Annotated in this window: 15 protein-coding genes; 11 read left to right on the forward strand and 4 right to left on the reverse strand. The window is 56.3% G+C overall.

Annotated elements, in window-relative coordinates:
- Positions 1-152: 152 nt before the first annotated feature.
- The 7 genes from ACTHO6_RS03965 to ACTHO6_RS03995 are packed head-to-tail and all read left to right on the forward strand — an operon-like array spanning position 153 to position 5,415.
- The gene (locus ACTHO6_RS03965) at positions 153-455 is read left to right on the forward strand and encodes a PTS sugar transporter subunit IIB (RefSeq protein WP_440239599.1); all 303 of its coding nucleotides are present in this window, start codon (positions 153-155) and stop codon (positions 453-455) included.
- A 13-nt stretch (positions 456-468) separates the two neighbouring features.
- The gene (gene celB / locus ACTHO6_RS03970; RefSeq protein ID WP_440239601.1) at positions 469-1,812 is read left to right on the forward strand and encodes a PTS cellobiose transporter subunit IIC; all 1,344 of its coding nucleotides are present in this window, start codon (positions 469-471) and stop codon (positions 1,810-1,812) included.
- 22 nt (positions 1,813-1,834) lie between these two features.
- The gene (gene chbG, locus ACTHO6_RS03975; protein WP_440239603.1) at positions 1,835-2,578 is read left to right on the forward strand and encodes a chitin disaccharide deacetylase; all 744 of its coding nucleotides are present in this window, start codon (positions 1,835-1,837) and stop codon (positions 2,576-2,578) included.
- A 12-nt stretch (positions 2,579-2,590) separates the two neighbouring features.
- Positions 2,591-2,917, forward strand: a complete 327-nt coding sequence (locus tag ACTHO6_RS03980) for a PTS lactose/cellobiose transporter subunit IIA (RefSeq protein ID WP_440239605.1) — start codon at positions 2,591-2,593, stop codon at positions 2,915-2,917.
- The gene (locus ACTHO6_RS03985; RefSeq protein ID WP_440239607.1) at positions 2,914-4,236 is read left to right on the forward strand and encodes a 6-phospho-beta-glucosidase; all 1,323 of its coding nucleotides are present in this window, start codon (positions 2,914-2,916) and stop codon (positions 4,234-4,236) included. The genes ACTHO6_RS03980 and ACTHO6_RS03985 overlap by 4 nt, the downstream gene beginning before the upstream one ends.
- Before the next feature lie 43 nt (positions 4,237-4,279).
- Positions 4,280-5,131: a Cof-type HAD-IIB family hydrolase gene (locus ACTHO6_RS03990; RefSeq protein WP_440239609.1), complete on the forward strand. Its 852-nt coding sequence runs from the start codon at positions 4,280-4,282 to the stop codon at positions 5,129-5,131.
- Between the two features lie 20 nt (positions 5,132-5,151).
- Positions 5,152-5,415 (forward strand): HPr family phosphocarrier protein, encoded by a 264-nt coding sequence (locus ACTHO6_RS03995; protein WP_440239611.1) that lies wholly within the window; start codon positions 5,152-5,154, stop codon positions 5,413-5,415.
- A gap of 148 nt (positions 5,416-5,563) precedes the next feature.
- On the opposite strand, the gene ACTHO6_RS04000 is transcribed toward ACTHO6_RS03995, so the two are convergent.
- Positions 5,564-7,747, reverse strand: coding sequence for a HAMP domain-containing sensor histidine kinase (locus ACTHO6_RS04000; RefSeq protein ID WP_440239613.1), 2,184 nt, complete (start codon positions 7,745-7,747; stop codon positions 5,564-5,566).
- Positions 7,725-8,417, reverse strand: a complete 693-nt coding sequence (locus tag ACTHO6_RS04005; RefSeq protein WP_440239615.1) for a response regulator transcription factor — start codon at positions 8,415-8,417, stop codon at positions 7,725-7,727. The genes ACTHO6_RS04000 and ACTHO6_RS04005 overlap by 23 nt, the downstream gene beginning before the upstream one ends.
- Positions 8,418-8,571: 154 nt before the next feature.
- On the opposite strand from ACTHO6_RS04005, the gene ACTHO6_RS04010 reads away from it, so the two are divergent.
- Positions 8,572-9,195 carry a class I SAM-dependent methyltransferase gene (locus tag ACTHO6_RS04010; protein ID WP_440239617.1) on the forward strand — a complete coding sequence of 208 codons (624 nt, stop codon included), beginning with the start codon at positions 8,572-8,574 and terminating at the stop codon, positions 9,193-9,195.
- A 27-nt stretch (positions 9,196-9,222) separates the two neighbouring features.
- On the forward strand, positions 9,223-10,575 hold the full coding sequence (locus tag ACTHO6_RS04015) for a DEAD/DEAH box helicase (RefSeq protein WP_440239619.1): 1,353 nt from the start codon (positions 9,223-9,225) through the stop codon (positions 10,573-10,575).
- Positions 10,576-10,646: 71 nt separating this feature from the next.
- Here the strand turns inward: ACTHO6_RS04015 and ACTHO6_RS04020 are convergent, their stop codons facing one another.
- Positions 10,647-10,988, reverse strand: a complete 342-nt coding sequence (locus ACTHO6_RS04020; RefSeq protein WP_005835162.1) for a DUF779 domain-containing protein — start codon at positions 10,986-10,988, stop codon at positions 10,647-10,649.
- Positions 10,989-10,991: 3 nt separating this feature from the next.
- The gene (gene adh, locus ACTHO6_RS04025) at positions 10,992-12,512 is read right to left on the reverse strand and encodes an aldehyde dehydrogenase (protein WP_440239621.1); all 1,521 of its coding nucleotides are present in this window, start codon (positions 12,510-12,512) and stop codon (positions 10,992-10,994) included.
- Between the two features lie 265 nt (positions 12,513-12,777).
- Between adh and ACTHO6_RS04030 the strand changes: the two genes are divergently transcribed.
- Positions 12,778-14,553 (forward strand): sigma-54-dependent Fis family transcriptional regulator, encoded by a 1,776-nt coding sequence (locus ACTHO6_RS04030; protein WP_440239623.1) that lies wholly within the window; start codon positions 12,778-12,780, stop codon positions 14,551-14,553.
- Between the two features lie 67 nt (positions 14,554-14,620).
- On the forward strand, positions 14,621-16,003 hold the full coding sequence (locus tag ACTHO6_RS04035) for an FAD-binding oxidoreductase (RefSeq protein ID WP_440239625.1): 1,383 nt from the start codon (positions 14,621-14,623) through the stop codon (positions 16,001-16,003).
- Positions 16,004-16,039: the final 36 nt, after the last annotated feature.

Genomic DNA, 16,039 nt, shown 5'->3' on the forward strand with positions numbered 1-16,039 from the left:
TTCATTCAAACACTGCAAGACGGCAAAAGCGACGGGTGCCCACCAAATGCGATTGTGATGCGCCTCTTTTTGTAAGCGCATACAGCTCTGGTGTTTTGGCACGTGACTTGCTCTAGGAAAAGGACATAACCAATCGAGGGGAGGATGCTGAATTGAATATTTTGCTATGTTGCGCAGCGGGGATGTCTACGAGTCTGCTCGTGCAAAAAATGGAGCAGGCGGCACGGGAAAAAGGGCTGGAAGCAAAAATCTGGGCGGTGTCGGCAGACGAGGTGAAGCATCATATCGACCAGGCCGAGGTGCTTTTGCTGGGTCCACAAGTCCGCTACAAGCTGGCGGAAATGAAAAAGGAAGGCGCAGCGAGAGGGATTCCCGTTGATGTGATTGGCACGGTCGACTACGGCTCGCTGAATGGCAAGAACGTGCTGGAGTTTGCGCTGCGGCTAAAACAGTAGAGGGGGATGGCGTATGGCAGGGTTTATTTCGTTTCTGGAGAACCGCGTGATGCCTGTGGCGGGCAGGATTGCGGAGCAGAAGCATTTGCAGGCGATTCGCGACGGAATTATTCTTACCATGCCTTTGCTCATTATCGGCTCTCTTTTCCTCATCATCGGTTTTATTCCCATTCCGGGTTACAGCGAATTCATGAGCGGAATCTTCGGCGATCAATGGCTGACCAAGCTGTTGTATCCGGTGAACGCGACGTTTGACATCATGGCGCTGATTGTCAGCTTCGGAGTGGCGTACCGATTGGCGGAAAAGTACAAGGTCGATCCGCTGTCGGCAGGCGCGATTTCGGTCGCTTCCTTTTTGCTCGCGACCCCTTACAAGACGATGTTCACCCCGGAAGGTGCCACGGCAGCGCAAGAGGTAGGCGGAGTCATTCCTGTCGCCTTGATGGGAAGCCAAGGGCTGTTCGTCGCGATGCTGTTGGCCGTGCTGTCCACGGAGATTTACCGCAAAATCATTCAGAAGAAAATCGTCATTACGATGCCGGACGGGGTGCCCCCTGCTGTCTCCCGCTCCTTCGTGGCGCTGATTCCCGCTTCCGTCGTGCTGCTGGTCGTCTGGCTTTTGCGCATCCTGATTGAAAATACCTCGTTTGCCAGCATCCACAACATCGTCGCTGACTTGCTCGTCGGTCCGCTGAGCGCGCTCGGCAGCAGTCTGATCGGAGCGATTGTCTGCGTGCTGCTCGTCCAACTGCTTTGGTCGCTCGGCCTGCACGGAGCGGCGATTGTCGGCGGCATCATGAGCCCCATCTGGCTCACCTTGATGGACCAGAACCGGGCGGCGTTCCAGGCGAACCCGAATGCCGAATTGCCCAACGTGATTACGACTCAGTTTTTCGACCTGTGGATTTATGCAGGCGGTTCCGGCGCAACGCTGGCGCTCGTCGTCCTGATGCTGTTTCGAGCGCGCAGCGAGCAGATGAAAAACATCAGCCGGCTCTCTATCGGCCCTGGCTTGTTCAATATCAACGAGCCTGTCACCTTCGGCATGCCGATCGTCATGAACCCGCTTCTGATTATTCCGTTTATCCTCGCTCCAGTCGTGCTGGTGATTGTCAGCTATGTAGCGATGTCATTGGGCTGGGTGGCAAAGCCAAGCGGGGTCGCCGTACCGTGGACGACTCCCCTCATTATCAGCGGCTATTTGGCTACGGGCGGGAAACTGTCGGGCAGCGTGCTTCAACTGGTGAACTTCGTCATCTCGCTGTTGATCTACTATCCGTTCTTCCGTCTGTGGGATAAGCAAAAGCTGAACGAGGAACAGGCGCATGCCGCTTCCGACAAAGTCGTGAATTTGTAATGAACCAAAGGAGAGGCATGCCATGAAGCTGATTGTGAATGCGGATGACTTCGGGTATTCCAAAGGGGTGAATCTGGGGATCATCGAGGCGCATCGGGCGGGTGTCGTCACCTCTGCCACGGTGATGGTCAACATGAGCGGGTTCGAGCATGCCGTTCAGCTGGCAAACGAAACGCCGACGCTCGGGGTAGGCATCCATCTGGTGCTTACCTGCGGAGCGCCAGTCAGTCAGAACGTGCCGTCGCTGACCGACGAGCAGGGGCGGTTCCGGCGCGAACGCGATTTTTTGCACGCGTCCCCGGAGGAAGTGGAGAGGGAGCTGCGCTGCCAGCTGGAAACGTTTTTGCAAACAGGTCTACCCCTGACGCACATTGACAGCCATCACCACGTCCATGCCCATCCTGCCATTTTGCCGATTGTGCTGCGCCTGGCAAAAGAATACCGGCTTCCGGTTCGCCATCCGTGGGCGTTTTCGCCGGGGGCGTGGGCAGAGCATGCAGAGGTGACGACAACAGAGGGCTTTTCCGAGCGGTTTTACGGAGACGATTTGACCGTACAGTCGTTCATCGACGTTGTGGAGGAGCTGGCGGACTGTGCTGTGGCGGAGATCATGACGCATCCGGCGTATGTGGACGAAGCGGTGCTGACAGGCAGCTCCTACACGCTTCCGCGCGCGCGGGAGCTGCACATTTTGACCGCAAAAGAGATAAGAGAGTACGTGCAAAAACGCAATGTACAGCTCGTGACGTATAAAGAACTCGGATAGGTGGAGATTGATTTGGACCATACAGACGTGATTTTTCAGCTGATTTTACACGGCGGAAATGCGAGAAGCCTGGCGATGGAAGCAATCGCCCTGGCGAAAAACCAAGACATGGCAGGCGCACAGGATGCACTGCGGCGATCCGGCGAGGAGCTGAGCCAGGCCCATCACCATCAGACTGCGTTGATTCAAAAGGAAATCGCGGGAGAAAAGCCGGAGATCAGCATGCTGTTGATTCACGCGCAGGATCATCTGATGAATGCGATGACGATCAAGGATCTGGCCAGCGAGTTCGTCGAGCTGTACGGCCATGTCCATGCCGGGAAGGAGGCAGGAGTGTGAGCGGAATCAAAATCGTTACGATCGGTGGAGGATCGAGCTATACGCCGGAACTGGTAGAAGGCTTTATCAAACGGTACGACGAGCTGCCCGTGCGCGAGCTGTGGCTCGTGGACATTCCCGAGGGCGAGAAAAAGCTGCAAATCGTCGGGGCGCTGGCAAAGCGCATGGTGGAAAAGGCCGGGGTGCCGATCAAGGTGCATTTGACGCTGGATCGGCGCCAAGCGCTGGCCGGGGCTGATTTTGTCACGACACAAATGCGCGTAGGGCTGTTGGACGCCCGGATCAAGGATGAGCGCATCCCGCTCAAATACGGGGTCATCGGGCAGGAGACAAACGGGCCTGGCGGATTGCTCAAAGGACTGCGCACGATCCCGGTCATTCTCGATATTTGCCGCGATATGGAGGAGCTCTGCCCGGATGCCTGGCTGATTAACTTCACCAATCCGGCCGGCATGGTGACAGAAGCGGTTCTCCGGTACACAAACCGCAACAAGGTCATCGGGCTGTGCAATGTCCCGATCGGGATGAAAATGGGAGTCGCGACTGTTTTGGGTGTCGACCAGTCGCGGGTGCATATTGATTTTGCCGGGCTGAACCACATGGTGTTTGGACTTGGGGTATATGTGGATGGAGACGACGTCACTTCGCAAGTGATCGACAAGCTGACGGGCGAGCAATCGGGAATCACGATGCAAAACATTCTCGATCTCGGCTGGGAAAAAGATTTCATCAAGGCGCTGGGCATCCTTCCTTGCCCGTACCATCGCTATTACTATCAGACTAGCACGATGCTAGAACACGAGCAGGAAGAAGCGAGCAAGAACGGCACGCGTGCGGAGGTGGTCAAGCGGGTGGAAGCGGAGCTGTTTACACTCTATGAAGATCCCGACCTGAATATCAAGCCGCCGCAGCTGGAAAAGCGCGGGGGAGCGTACTACAGCGAGGCGGCCTGCAATCTGATTCACTCCATTTACAACGACCGTCGGGATATTCAGCCGGTCAACGTCCGCAACAATGGCGCGATTGCCAGTATTCCTGACGATTCGGCGGTAGAAGTGAACTGCGTCATTACGAAGCAAGGACCGATCCCGCTGGCCGTTGGAGATTTGCCTGTCCCTGTGCGCGGGCTTGTGCAGCAAATCAAGTCGTTCGAGCGGGTAGCGGCCGAGGCGGCTGTCACGGGCGATTACCACAAGGCGTTACTGGCGATGACGATCAATCCGCTGGTGCCGTCCGATGCGGTCGCGAAGCAAATTCTCGATGAAATGCTGGAAGCGCACAAGGAGTATCTGCCGCAGTTTTTCAAGCCGGTGACGTGAGGGTGAGAGACTGGTGGAACGGCCTAGCAGGCGGGGCAGGAGCATGAGATACAAGCTGCTTGCTCTGGATGTGGACGGAACGATTCTGATGTCAGACCATTCCCTGGCAAACGTGACGCAGCAGGCGATTCGCGAGCTGGCAAGGCGGGGCGTGTACGTCACGCTGGCTACAGGCAGGGCGTATCCTTCGGCGAAAGCATTGGCCAGACAATTTTACCTCCGTACCCCGCTCGTATCGCACGACGGTGCGTACGTAGCCGATCCGCTCACGGATCACGTACTGTTCGTCAGCCGCATTCCTCACGAAACGGCTTTTCTGGTGACGGAAATCTTGGCGAGGCATGAGCTGGAGATCATGCTGCTGCACGAGGCTTACGCGGTGACGAACCGAAGCTGGCGGTGGCGGGAGCTGTTTCCGCATGTGAACAGGCAGACGGTGCGACAGCTTTGGCAGGATCGGTATCCGCTCAAAATCCAGCCGACGTCAACGCTCGCGGAGTACGTCCGGACCAAGCAAGTGTGCGCCCCCAAAATATTCGTTACCGGAGAAGCGGGACGGATCGCGGCGGCCAGGCGGGAGCTGGAATGCGCCAGCCTGGAAAAAATCAGAGTGACGGCATCGGGCGAGCGCAACCTGGAGATTTTGCCGGAGGGGGTCTCCAAAGCAAGCGGACTCGCCGTACTGTCAGAAAAACTGGGAATCGATCCGGAAGAAATCGTAGCCGTCGGTGACAACTACAACGATGCGGAAATGCTGCAATATGCCGGCATGGGGGTGGCGATGGGCAACGCCCCGGACGATGTGAAGCGGCTGGCCCGCTACGTTACAACGTCCAACGACCAGCACGGCGTGGCTGCGGTCATCCGCAAGTTTTTCCCCATACACGATGCATGAGGCAGAAAAGGAGGAGTGCAATGGTCCGTTTTAGCGTTGAAATTACCGTAAGTGGCGGCCTTCATGCCCGTCCGGCTTCTGTCCTGGTAAACCTGCTCAATCAGTACCGCTCGTCGGTCAAAATGATCTATAACGACAAGCAGGCCAATGGCAAAAGCATTCTCAGCGTCATGGCGCTGGGTGTAAAGACCGGAGATGAGCTGACGTTTGAAGTGGAGGGAGTGGACGAACAGGAGGCAGCGGTGGCGCTGCGATCGTTGTTGGGGCGGAACTTCGCCATGTAGAAGGGCGTAGAGTGCAGGAGCCAATCAAAAAAGCCAGTGCCCCGGTAAGCGGGCATTGGCTTTTTTGCATTTTCGGGCACTGCTTCGTATGCGGGGGTGCCAGTGTAGCGCCGGGGACAACAAGATCCCGACAAAAGGCAGGCAGGCATCAGGCGTTTTTGAGAAACGCGACCATCACCTTGAAGTAATCGCCGTCAATCTCGATGGAGAGGCGGCCGCCTTGCAGCTCCACGATGCTTTTCGCAATCGCGAGTCCGAGACCGGAGCCTTCGGTATGGCGCGATTGATCGGCGCGCTTGAACCGTTCGAAAAGCTCTTGGGCATCAAAGTCAATTTCGTAGGCAGAAACGTTTTTGATCGTCAGGATGACTTCTTCCGGCTTTTCGTACAAATCGACCAGGACCCGCGTATGGGGCAAGGAATATTTCAAGGCATTGCCAATCAAATTCTCGAAGACGCGCCACGTCTTTTTGCCGTCAAGCGGCGCCACGATTTTCGGCTGTTCCACGTTGACGCGAAAGGTGAGGGACGACTGCTCGATCTTTTCGCTGAACTCCGCGATCGCCTGGTTGAGCAGGGAGGCTACATTCACCTGCTCGATGTGCAGCTCGACAGCTCCGCTGGACATTTTGGCTGCGTCAAACAGGTCGTCGATCAGCACCCGCAAGCGGGCCGTTTTGCGATCCAATACATCGACGTAGCTTTTGATCTCGTCTGCAGACAAGTTCTCCCGTTTGAGCAAGTCGACATAGTTGATAATGGAGGTGAGCGGCGTTTTTAAATCGTGCGAAACATTGGTAATCAGCTCCGACTTCATGCGCTCGCTCTTCATTTGTTCTTCCATCGCCCGTTTTAATCCCCGCTTGATGTTGTTGAGAGAGTGAGCAAGCTCAGACAGATTTCCTTTGTAAATCTTGTCAATCGTGGCATCCAGGTTCCCGGCTGACATCTCGGAGGCTCCCCGCATGATGCGGTTCATCAGTCCCAAACGACGCAGGGTGTAAGGTACAACAGCGATCAGGTAGAACATGCCGTAGAAAAAGCTGAGAAAGAACAATTCCTCAAAGGATGTCTGGAGGGAGACCAGACCGAGTGCTGCGCTCATGCTGAACCCGACTGTCAGAACGAACAGCAAGGAGACTTTGAAAAACAGGCTCCGGTTGTTATAGCTTTCTCGCAGGAGCGTTTTTTGCCGGGCGAACAGGCTTTTTTGCCATTGCTCGCGAAACGACTCCGGGTGCACGTACATCTGCCAGGCATCCAGAGCATACAGCAGCAAATAGGCTGTAAACAGGGAGATGATCCCGAGTGTAAAGAAATGCTCGGCGTCAATCGGCAAAAAGAAAAAACGCATATGGGCAATCATCGCCAGGTACGTAAAGCCAACCAGGAGGAGCATGATTGACCGAATATCGAGCGGGATGCGCCGGAAAAGCGCCAGACTGTTGACCACGATCGGTTGTTCTGCCGCGCGATTCCGCTTCGAATACCAGAAAAGCAGCCCAGTCACAAGCAGCGTCACCGTGAACAGGGCGCATTCTCTGAGCAGCCGCTCCCGTTTGGAATCGAAATAGGCGGCATCGGCATGAATCTGGCTGTAGCCCTCAGGGTTTTTCGGCACGTAAAAAATCCCGCTCCATTCATGTAGCTGATAAGTCCGGTTGATATCGGCAAACTCGCCATATGCCTGATCGGCAGTTGTCGGAAAACGGATCGCATAGCGGGCCTTTTCGCTCACTTCTTTCTCGGAGGGCGCTTGGGACATATTGGTGTGTACTTTGCCAGTCCGGTTGTCGTTGACATAGTATTGAAAGGAGCCGGAGCGCAGCGCAAGGCTGGTTTTGCGCTCCTCGTACTCGGCGTCCTTATCCGCGACCATTTGTTTGAACTGTTGATCCCAGCGGGCATTTTCTTCCGCGAGTGCCTCTTTCAGCTTGGCGGCTTGCTCGGCAATGAGCTTGTCAAGCTCCTTCGTATTGGAAGCCGCTCTCGCTTCTTCCAACTCGTACGCGTATCCCATCTCGAATCTTTTCTTGACTTCCTGCAGGGCATCCTCGCGCTCGCGCTGGAACTGCTCTACTGTCTCTTTGCCCAGCTTTTCCTCCGGTGTTTTGTGCTCGTAGTCGGCGAAGTCCACATGAACGTTTTTCACCAGTTCGACAAACCGTCTGACTTCGCTGGTGAAGCTGGCACTCTGGAAGTAGCTGTCTTTTTGCAAATACTCGCGGTTGTGATAAATGTCTGCCGCCGTCAGCATCAGCAGCGAAAGACTGACAATCAGACCGATCAGGGCAGGCAGCGTAAAGCGGCTATTTTTCGATTTTGTATCCAATTCCCCATACCACCTTCAAATATTTCGGTTCCTTCGGGTTGATCTCGATTTTTTCCCGAATGCGTCGGACGTGGACGGCAACGGTGTTTTCCGCGTTCATGTACGGCTCTCGCCAGACGCGCTCGTAAATTTCCTCGATGGAAAAGACCCGGCCTTTGTTTTCCATCAGCAGCTCCAAAATTTTGTATTCCGTGGCCGTCAGCCGCACCTCGTTGCCGTCGACGGTGACGGTTTTCGTACTTTTGTTCAACGACAAGCCGCGGACGTGAATTTCTTCCCCGGTTGTTTTGTAGTTGCCGAGGTTGGTGTAGCGTCGCAGCTGGGATTTGACCCGCGCCACCAGCTCCAGCGGATGAAAAGGCTTGGTCACATAGTCGTCGGCCCCGATGTTCAAGCCCAATATTTTGTCCGTATCCTCCGATTTGGCCGAAAGCATGATGATCGGGATGTTTTTGTCCTGGCGAATTTTAAACGTAGCTGTGATCCCGTCCATCTGCTGCATCATGATGTCCAAGATGATGAGGTGAATCTCCTGTCGTTCCAAAACGTCCAATGCCTCCACGCCATTGCGGGCTTTATGCACGACCAGCGATTCGTTTTGGAGGTATATTTCGATGGCGTCCCGGATCTCTGCCTCGTCGTCGACTACGAGGACGTGATAAGTCGTCATGCTTTCTCCCCCCTTATGCATGCATTCATGGTTCTATCTTACCGCCCAGGTTTGACAAAACAGCATAGAAATCTCTTACAAAATTCTTACGAAATGCCAAGATAGGATCTAGTCCGAAAATAAGGTAAGATGGGGGGGAGGAAAAACGAGGAAAATGGTGAGGGCCTTGCTGGAATGGACCGGGGAGAGGATCATCCCCAAGCTGTTGAAGCCGACGAATGGCATGCTGCTGGAGCATATCGCCCGCTATTATTTTGCCACCCCCTATATCAGAGGCAGAGTGCTCGATATCGCCTGCGGAACGGGGTACGGCTGCCATATGGTGGCAAAGGATCGGAAGCGGGAGCTAGTCGAGTTGATCGGCGTCGACCGCGATGATGACACGATTTCGTATGCGAAGCGGGAATACCATCATCAAAAGATCACGTATCAAAAGGGCGATGCCCTCGATCCGCTGCTCCCGGAGAAGCTGGGCTTGTTTGATACGATTTTGAGCTTTGAAACGATTGAGCATGTCACCGACGACCTGCTGTTTATGGATAACCTGTATCGCATGCTGAAGCCGGGCGGCACGCTGGTCCTGTCCAGTCCGTTCGGCAGAGGGAGAGGCATGCAGACGAGCGAGCCTTTTCATGTGCATCAATTGACGCCCGCTGAGTTTGAGGAGCTGTTTGTCCGGTTTTCGCAGGTGGAGATTTACTATCAGCGGGGGCCGACGTTTGAAAAGCCCCGTGACGGCGTGCGTTATTTTGTCGGGATGGCGGTTTGTACGAAATAATCCTGTATGGTTTTGGATACGGAATGAATGGAGATGGCGAAACTGGCTGATTTTTTGAGATGGGGCATACGAAAAGAATGGGTAGACGCTCTGCAGGCGAACGGGATTGCGGAGCCGACTCCGATCCAGGAAAAAGCAATTCCTGTCCTCATGACAGGCAAAGATGCGATTTCCCAGGCACAGACAGGGACGGGCAAAACGCTTGCTTTTCTCCTGCCGATTTTGGAGAAAGTCGATCCCGAGACAAACGACGTTCAGGCGCTGATCCTCACGCCTACGCGGGAGCTTGCGCTGCAGATTACGGCAGAGGTGCAAAAGCTGACGGCGGCCGTGGACGAGGTGCATGTGCTTGCCGTATATGGCGGACAAGACGTCGATCGGCAACTGCGCAAGCTGGCGGGCAAAAAACAGATTGTGATCGCTACCCCCGGCAGGTTGCTGGACCATTTAAGAAGAGGCACGATTGATTTGTCGACCATATCCATGCTTGTGCTGGATGAGGCGGACCAGATGCTGCACATGGGCTTTTTGCCCGAGGTGGAGGACATTCTCGCGCAGACGCCTGCTGATCGGCAGACCATGCTGTTTTCCGCGACGATGACGCCACAGGTGCGTGCGCTGGCCAAGCGGTTCATGCAAAACCCGGAGGAGATTCACGTGCCAGGCAAGCGGATCACGCTGGAGAATATCCGGCAGATCGTCGTGGAGACAACGGACCGGGCGAAGCAGTCTGCCTTGCGCAGCTTGCTTGACGAGGAACGCCCGTTTTTGGCGGTGATCTTTTGCCGGACCAAGCGCCGGGCAAGCACGCTGAACGCCGCCCTGCAAGGGAGTGGCTATCTTTCGGACGAGCTGCACGGCGATTTGTCACAGGCGAAGCGCGAGGACGTGATGAAGCGTTTCCGCCAAGCCAGAATCCAGTTTCTCGTCGCAACGGACGTGGCAGCTCGCGGACTTGACGTCGAGGGAGTCACACACGTATTCAACTACGATATCCCGGAGGACGTAGACAGCTATATTCACCGCATCGGCAGAACGGGCCGGGCCAAGGAGAAGGGCGTCGCCTACACATTGGTGGCGGCAAAGGATCGGGCCCGGCTCGCCGAGATTGAAAAAGGGATCGCCATGAATGTGGAGCGGCGTGCGAGTGAGCGGACGGCGGACTTCGGGGGGCACGAGGAGCGCAAGCAGGACAGGAAGAAGCATAAAGGTCTGGCAGACCAGCGCAAAGCAGGGCGTGCGAGGAAACAAGGGCAGAACAGCAGCGTACGGGCAGCAGGCGGAAGCGCACGTTTTGACGGCAAAAAACCGCCAGGCAAACGGCCCGGCCCGGCTCCGGCAAAACGCGGCAGCACCGTTCGAAGGGCCAAGAATCGCTGAGGGAAGCAAAGCGGAAAAACAGAAAGACCGTTCCGGCTGTGAGACAGGCAGGAACGGTCTTTTTCGTGCATTTAGCTGTCAGGAAAGACGCGCGAACGCGTAAGGAAGCGCACTCCTTCAGGGCCCTCCAGCGAGAACATGCCGCCGCGGCCCTCGACCACATCAATGATGAGCTGGGTATGCTTCCAATACTCGTACTGGGCTTTCCCCATGTAAAACGGGCAGCCGCCGATCTCACCCAGGAGTACATCCTGATCGCCGACGAGAAACTCGCCGAGCGGGTAGCACATGGGAGAGCTGCCGTCGCAGCAGCCCCCTGACTGATGAAACATCAAGTCGCCATGCTTGGCGCGCAGCCGTTCGATCAACTGTAGGGCAGCATCGGTAGCGAGCACTTTCTCAGGCTGGCTCATCGGTCAAAAGAAACCCAGAGCCTGGTCGCTGTAGCTGACCAGCAGATTTTTGGTTTGCTGATAGTGAGAGAGCATCATTTTGTGCGTTTCGCGACCGATACCGGACATTTTGTATCCGCCGAACGCAGCGTGCGCAGGGTACGCGTGGTAGCAGTTGGTCCATACGCGCCCAGCCTGGATTTCGCGGCCCATGCGGTAGGCGGTGTTCATGTCGCGCGTCCATACGCCGGAGCCGAGTCCGTACAAGGTGTCGTTGGCGATGGAGAGAGCTTCTTCCGTGTCTTTGAAGGTGGTCACGGAGACTACCGGACCAAAAATTTCTTCCTGGAAGATGCGCATTTTGTTGTGGCCCTTGAACACGGTCGGCTGGATGTAATAGCCGCCCGCCAAATCCCCCTCAAGCTGTGCGCGTCCTCCGCCAATCAGGCAATCTGCGCCTTCCTGCTTGCCGATATCGAGGTAGGAGAGAATTTTTTCGACTTGTTCCAGGGAAGCCTGGGCGCCGATCATCGTTTCCGTATCGAGCGGGTTGCCCTGCTTGATGCTGGCGACGCGCTTCAGGGCGCGCTCCATGAATGGGTCGTAAATGCTTTCGTGAATGAGGGCGCGGGACGGGCACGTGCAAACCTCGCCCTGGTTGAGCGCAAACAGCACGAAGCCTTCGATGGCTTTGTTGAAGAACGCGTCGTCCTTTGCACACACATCCGGGAAGAAGATGTTCGGAGATTTTCCGCCCAGCTCCAGCGTCACCGGGATAATATTTTGCGAAGCGTATTGCATGATGAGACGGCCGGTTGTCGTCTCACCGGTAAAGGCGATTTTGGCGATGCGGTTGCTGGATGCCAGCGGTTTGCCCGCTTCCAGACCGAAGCCGTTCACGACGTTGACGACGCCTGGAGGAAGCAAGTCGCCAATCAACTCCATCAGTACCATGATCGAAGCCGGTGTTTGCTCGGCGGGCTTGAGCACGACGCAGTTTCCTGCGGCCAGCGCCGGGGCGAGCTTCCATGTCGCCATCAGGAGCGGGAAGTTCCACGGAATAATCTGTCCGACGACTCCGAGCGGCTCGTGGAAATGGTAGGCCACCGTGTCGTTGTCGATTTCCCCCAGGGAGCCTTCCTGGGCGCGAATGGCGCCAGCAAAGTAACGGAAATGGTCGATGGCGAGCGGAATGTCTGCCGCCAGCGTCTCGCGGATGGGTTTGCCGTTTTCCCATGTTTCGGCAGTCGCCAACAGCTCCAGGTTGGCTTCCATGCGGTCTGCGATTTTCAGGAGGATGTTGGATCGTTGTGTAACCGAGGTGCGTCCCCAAGCGACTTTTGCCTCGTGGGCGGCATCCAGTGCAAGCTCGATGTCCTCTGCCGTCGAACGGGCAACCTCGCAAAAGACTTTGCCGTTTACAGGGGAGACATTATCAAAATATTCACCCTTCACCGGCGGTACCCAATTGCCCCCGATGTAGTTGTCGTAGCGAGTCTTGAAAGTCACCTTGGATCCGGCTTGGCCGGGTTGAGCATAGATCATGCGAGCGCCTCCTCTATTATCACCTTTTTCTTTACAGCCTTCTCTAAAAGCAAATCCCGTACCAATCGCCGTAAGCTTGAAATGATAACGTTTTCGCAGATGAGGCACACCAAAAATGCTCCAAAATGGAGCAGGAGTTGTTCTGTTTCGGGACAGTTTGCCATACTCTTGGGAGTATCTTACAAATCTCTGCTTTTTGCGCGAGGCTTCGCGTTCTTATTCATGCTATACTGAGAGAGAATGATGGTTGAGGGAGGGAAGAGTGTTGTCAACGATTGTCCAGCAATCTTGGAAGCGCTGCCAGGAATCGAACCTCAAAGCTTGGGAGAAAGCCAATGACCAGATCATTTCCAGCAAACGAATCAAAGAAATCATTCAGGAAAATCACCCCCTGATTCAAGAAAGCCTCCCGCTTTTCAACAAGCTTGCTCCTTTTTTGCTGTCGACCGAGCATATCGCTTTGCTGTCGGATCGGGATGGCAATATCATTCACACCGTCGGGGACCCTGTGTTTGCCAATCAGGCGCAAAAGGTGCAGCTGCAAATCGGGGCGAACTGGACGGAGGATTACAAAGGAACCAACGCGATAGGAACGGCGCTGATCGCGCAGCAGCCGATTTCCGTGCAGGGAGACCAGCATTACTTTTTGGAGAACCGCTTTCTATCCTGCTCGGCGGCGCCGATATTTTCACCGACGGGCGAGCTGCTTGGCGTCATCGACATCAGCACGCGCAAGGAATACATGCACCCGTTTGCCTTGACGATTGCCTGCATGATTGCGGAAGCCTTGCAAAATCGCTTCCTGTACGCCAACGCCGAGCGGGTCATTGCCTTGCCTGAAAGCCCGGAGAAAGCTAGCAGCCAGAAAAAAGTGCCGCTCGTAGCGCTCGACAGGGATGAGCGCATCGTGGGCCTGAACGAATGGGCCAAACAGCGGCTGGGCCAAGACGCTTTGGGAACGCGGCTGTCTCCGGAAGAGGAGCGCGCCGGGCGAGACGTGCAGGATAACCGCCAGCGTTTCTGGGCTGCCCAAGCCGTGGCGGACGCTGCTCCCGGAGCTTCCGCGCCTGCCCCAAGCCAGAAGCCGAAGCCTGCCCTCAAGCCGTTTCCCCGCCTTGCCGGGTCGTGCCCGCTTTTTTTGCAGGCGAAAATGCTCGGACAGAAGGCGGCGCAGGTTGATTTTCCCGTGCTGATTCTCGGCGAAAGCGGCACCGGGAAGGAACTGTTCGCGCAGATGATTCATGAGACAGGGCCGCGAGCACAGGAGCCTTTTATCGCCGTGAACTGCAGTGCCATTTCTGAAAATTTGATCGAAAGCGAATTGTTTGGATACGAAGGCGGCGCGTTTACCGGCGCCAACCGCGAGGGAAGAATCGGCAAGTTTGAAGCGGCGAAGAAAGGGACGATCTTTTTGGACGAGATCGGGGACATGTCTTTGCGCGCCCAGGCCGCTTTGCTTCGCGTGCTGCAGGAAAAGGTCGTCACGCCCGTAGGCAGCAACCAGTCGCGGCCGATTCATGCGCGGATCATCGCTGCCACGCACCGCCATTTGCCGGAGGAAATCAGGGCGGGGCGTTTTCGCGCGGATTTGTACTATCGGCTCAAAGGGGTCTCCATCCACCTGCCGCCGCTGCGGAAGCGAAGCGACATCATCCAGTTGGCCGAGCATTTGATGCAACAAATTGCCATGGGACAGCCGTACGTCTTGCTCCCGGAGGCAAAAGCAAAGCTCGCCACCTACTCCTGGCCGGGCAACGTTCGCGAGCTGCAAGGCGTGCTGGTGCAGGCTGCCTTTTTGTCCGACGGCGAAGAGATTGGACCGGAGCACATTCAGCTTGAGGGACTGACAGAAGAGACAAAGCCTGTCCATGCGGTTCCCTCCTTGCGGGAAACCGAGCTAGTGGCGATCAGGCGAGCGCTGGATTCGAGCGGAGGCAATGTGAGCCGGGCGGCCAGGCTGCTGCAAATCGGGCGAAACACGTTGTACCGGAAAATGGCGGAATACAAGCTGACAGCGTCCGTCGGCCAGGAGGAGCCATGATGGCCCTGTACAGGCCAATCAGCTTGCTTCTCGTCTATCTGAGCAAGTAGCGAAGGAGAGAGTATGCGTGGACTATCGACAACAGTTAGTACGTCTGCTGGGAGAAGACAGGGTAACGACCAACCCGACGGTACTGGAGCAGCACAGCCATGACGAATCGTATCACACGCCGCATCTGCCGGACGTAGTGGTGTTTCCGCAGACGGCAGCAGAGGTCAGCGCCATCCTGAAGCTGGCCAATGAAAAGCGGATTGCGGTGACGCCGTTTGGACTGGGCACCAGCCTGGAAGGGCACGCCATTCCGTACGCCGGTGGCATCAGCATGGACTTTTCGCTGATGAACCGGGTGCTGGAAGTCCGGCCGCAAGATTTCCTCGTGCGTGTGCAGCCAGGCGTGACGCGCACCCAGCTCAATCGCGAGCTGAAAAAGCACGGCCTGTTTTTTTCCGTGGACCCTGGGGCAGACGCGACGCTGGGCGGCATGGCGGCCACCAATGCGAGCGGAACGACCTCGGTACGCTACGGAGTGATGCGCGATCAGGTGCGCGATTTGGAAGTAGTGCTGGCGGATGGCCGCATCATTCATACGGGCAGCATGACAGCCAAATCTTCGTCCGGGTATCACCTGACGGGAATGTTCGTCGGTTCGGAAGGGACATTGGGCGTGTTCACCGAGCTGACGCTGCGCGTGTACGGGATTCCGGAGGTGACGATGGCAGCGCGGGCCAGCTTCCCGACCGTTCAGGACGCGGTCGATACCGTCGTCGATATTCTCGGGGCCGGGATTCAGGTGGCGCGCATCGAGCTGGTTGACGAGCGCTCCATTCGCCAGGTGAATTTGTACAAAGAGACGAACTACCCGGAAAACCCGACGCTGTTTATCGAGTTTCACGGCAGCGAGCAGAGCCTGGCGCACGACATCGGGTTTGCCCAGACGATCGCGGCCGAACATGGCTGCACGCAGTTTTTGTTCGAGACCGATTCCAAGGCGCGGGCGGCGCTCTGGGATGCCCGTCACAATCTGGCGTACGCCTTCCTGCATAAATCGCCGGGAAAAAAGATGATGGTGACGGATGTATGCGTGCCGTTTTCCGAACTGGCCAAAGCCGTGGTCGACGCCAGACAAGCCATTGACCGCTCGGGTCTGGACGGAGCTGTGCTGGGGCACGTCGGTGACGGAAACTACCATGCCATTGTCATGATCGACGTGCATGATCCCGAGGAAATGGCACGCGCCGAGGCGCTGAATGCGCATCTGGTAGACTACGCGCTTGCAAGAGGCGGGACGTGCACCGGAGAGCACGGCGTAGGAGTCGGCAAGGTCAAATACCAGCGCAAGGAGCACGGAGCGGCGCTGGACGTGATGAAGGCGATGAAGCACGTCCTCGATCCGAACGGCATTCTCAACCCGGGAAAAATCTTCGAAGAGGAATCGCCGCCTGCATTCTGAGTCAGAATGCAGGATTTTCTTTTCCCTGAAAAGTGA

Source organism: Brevibacillus sp. SAFN-007a (genome assembly GCF_051967035.1).
Taxonomy (GTDB): Bacteria; Bacillota; Bacilli; order Brevibacillales; family Brevibacillaceae; genus Brevibacillus.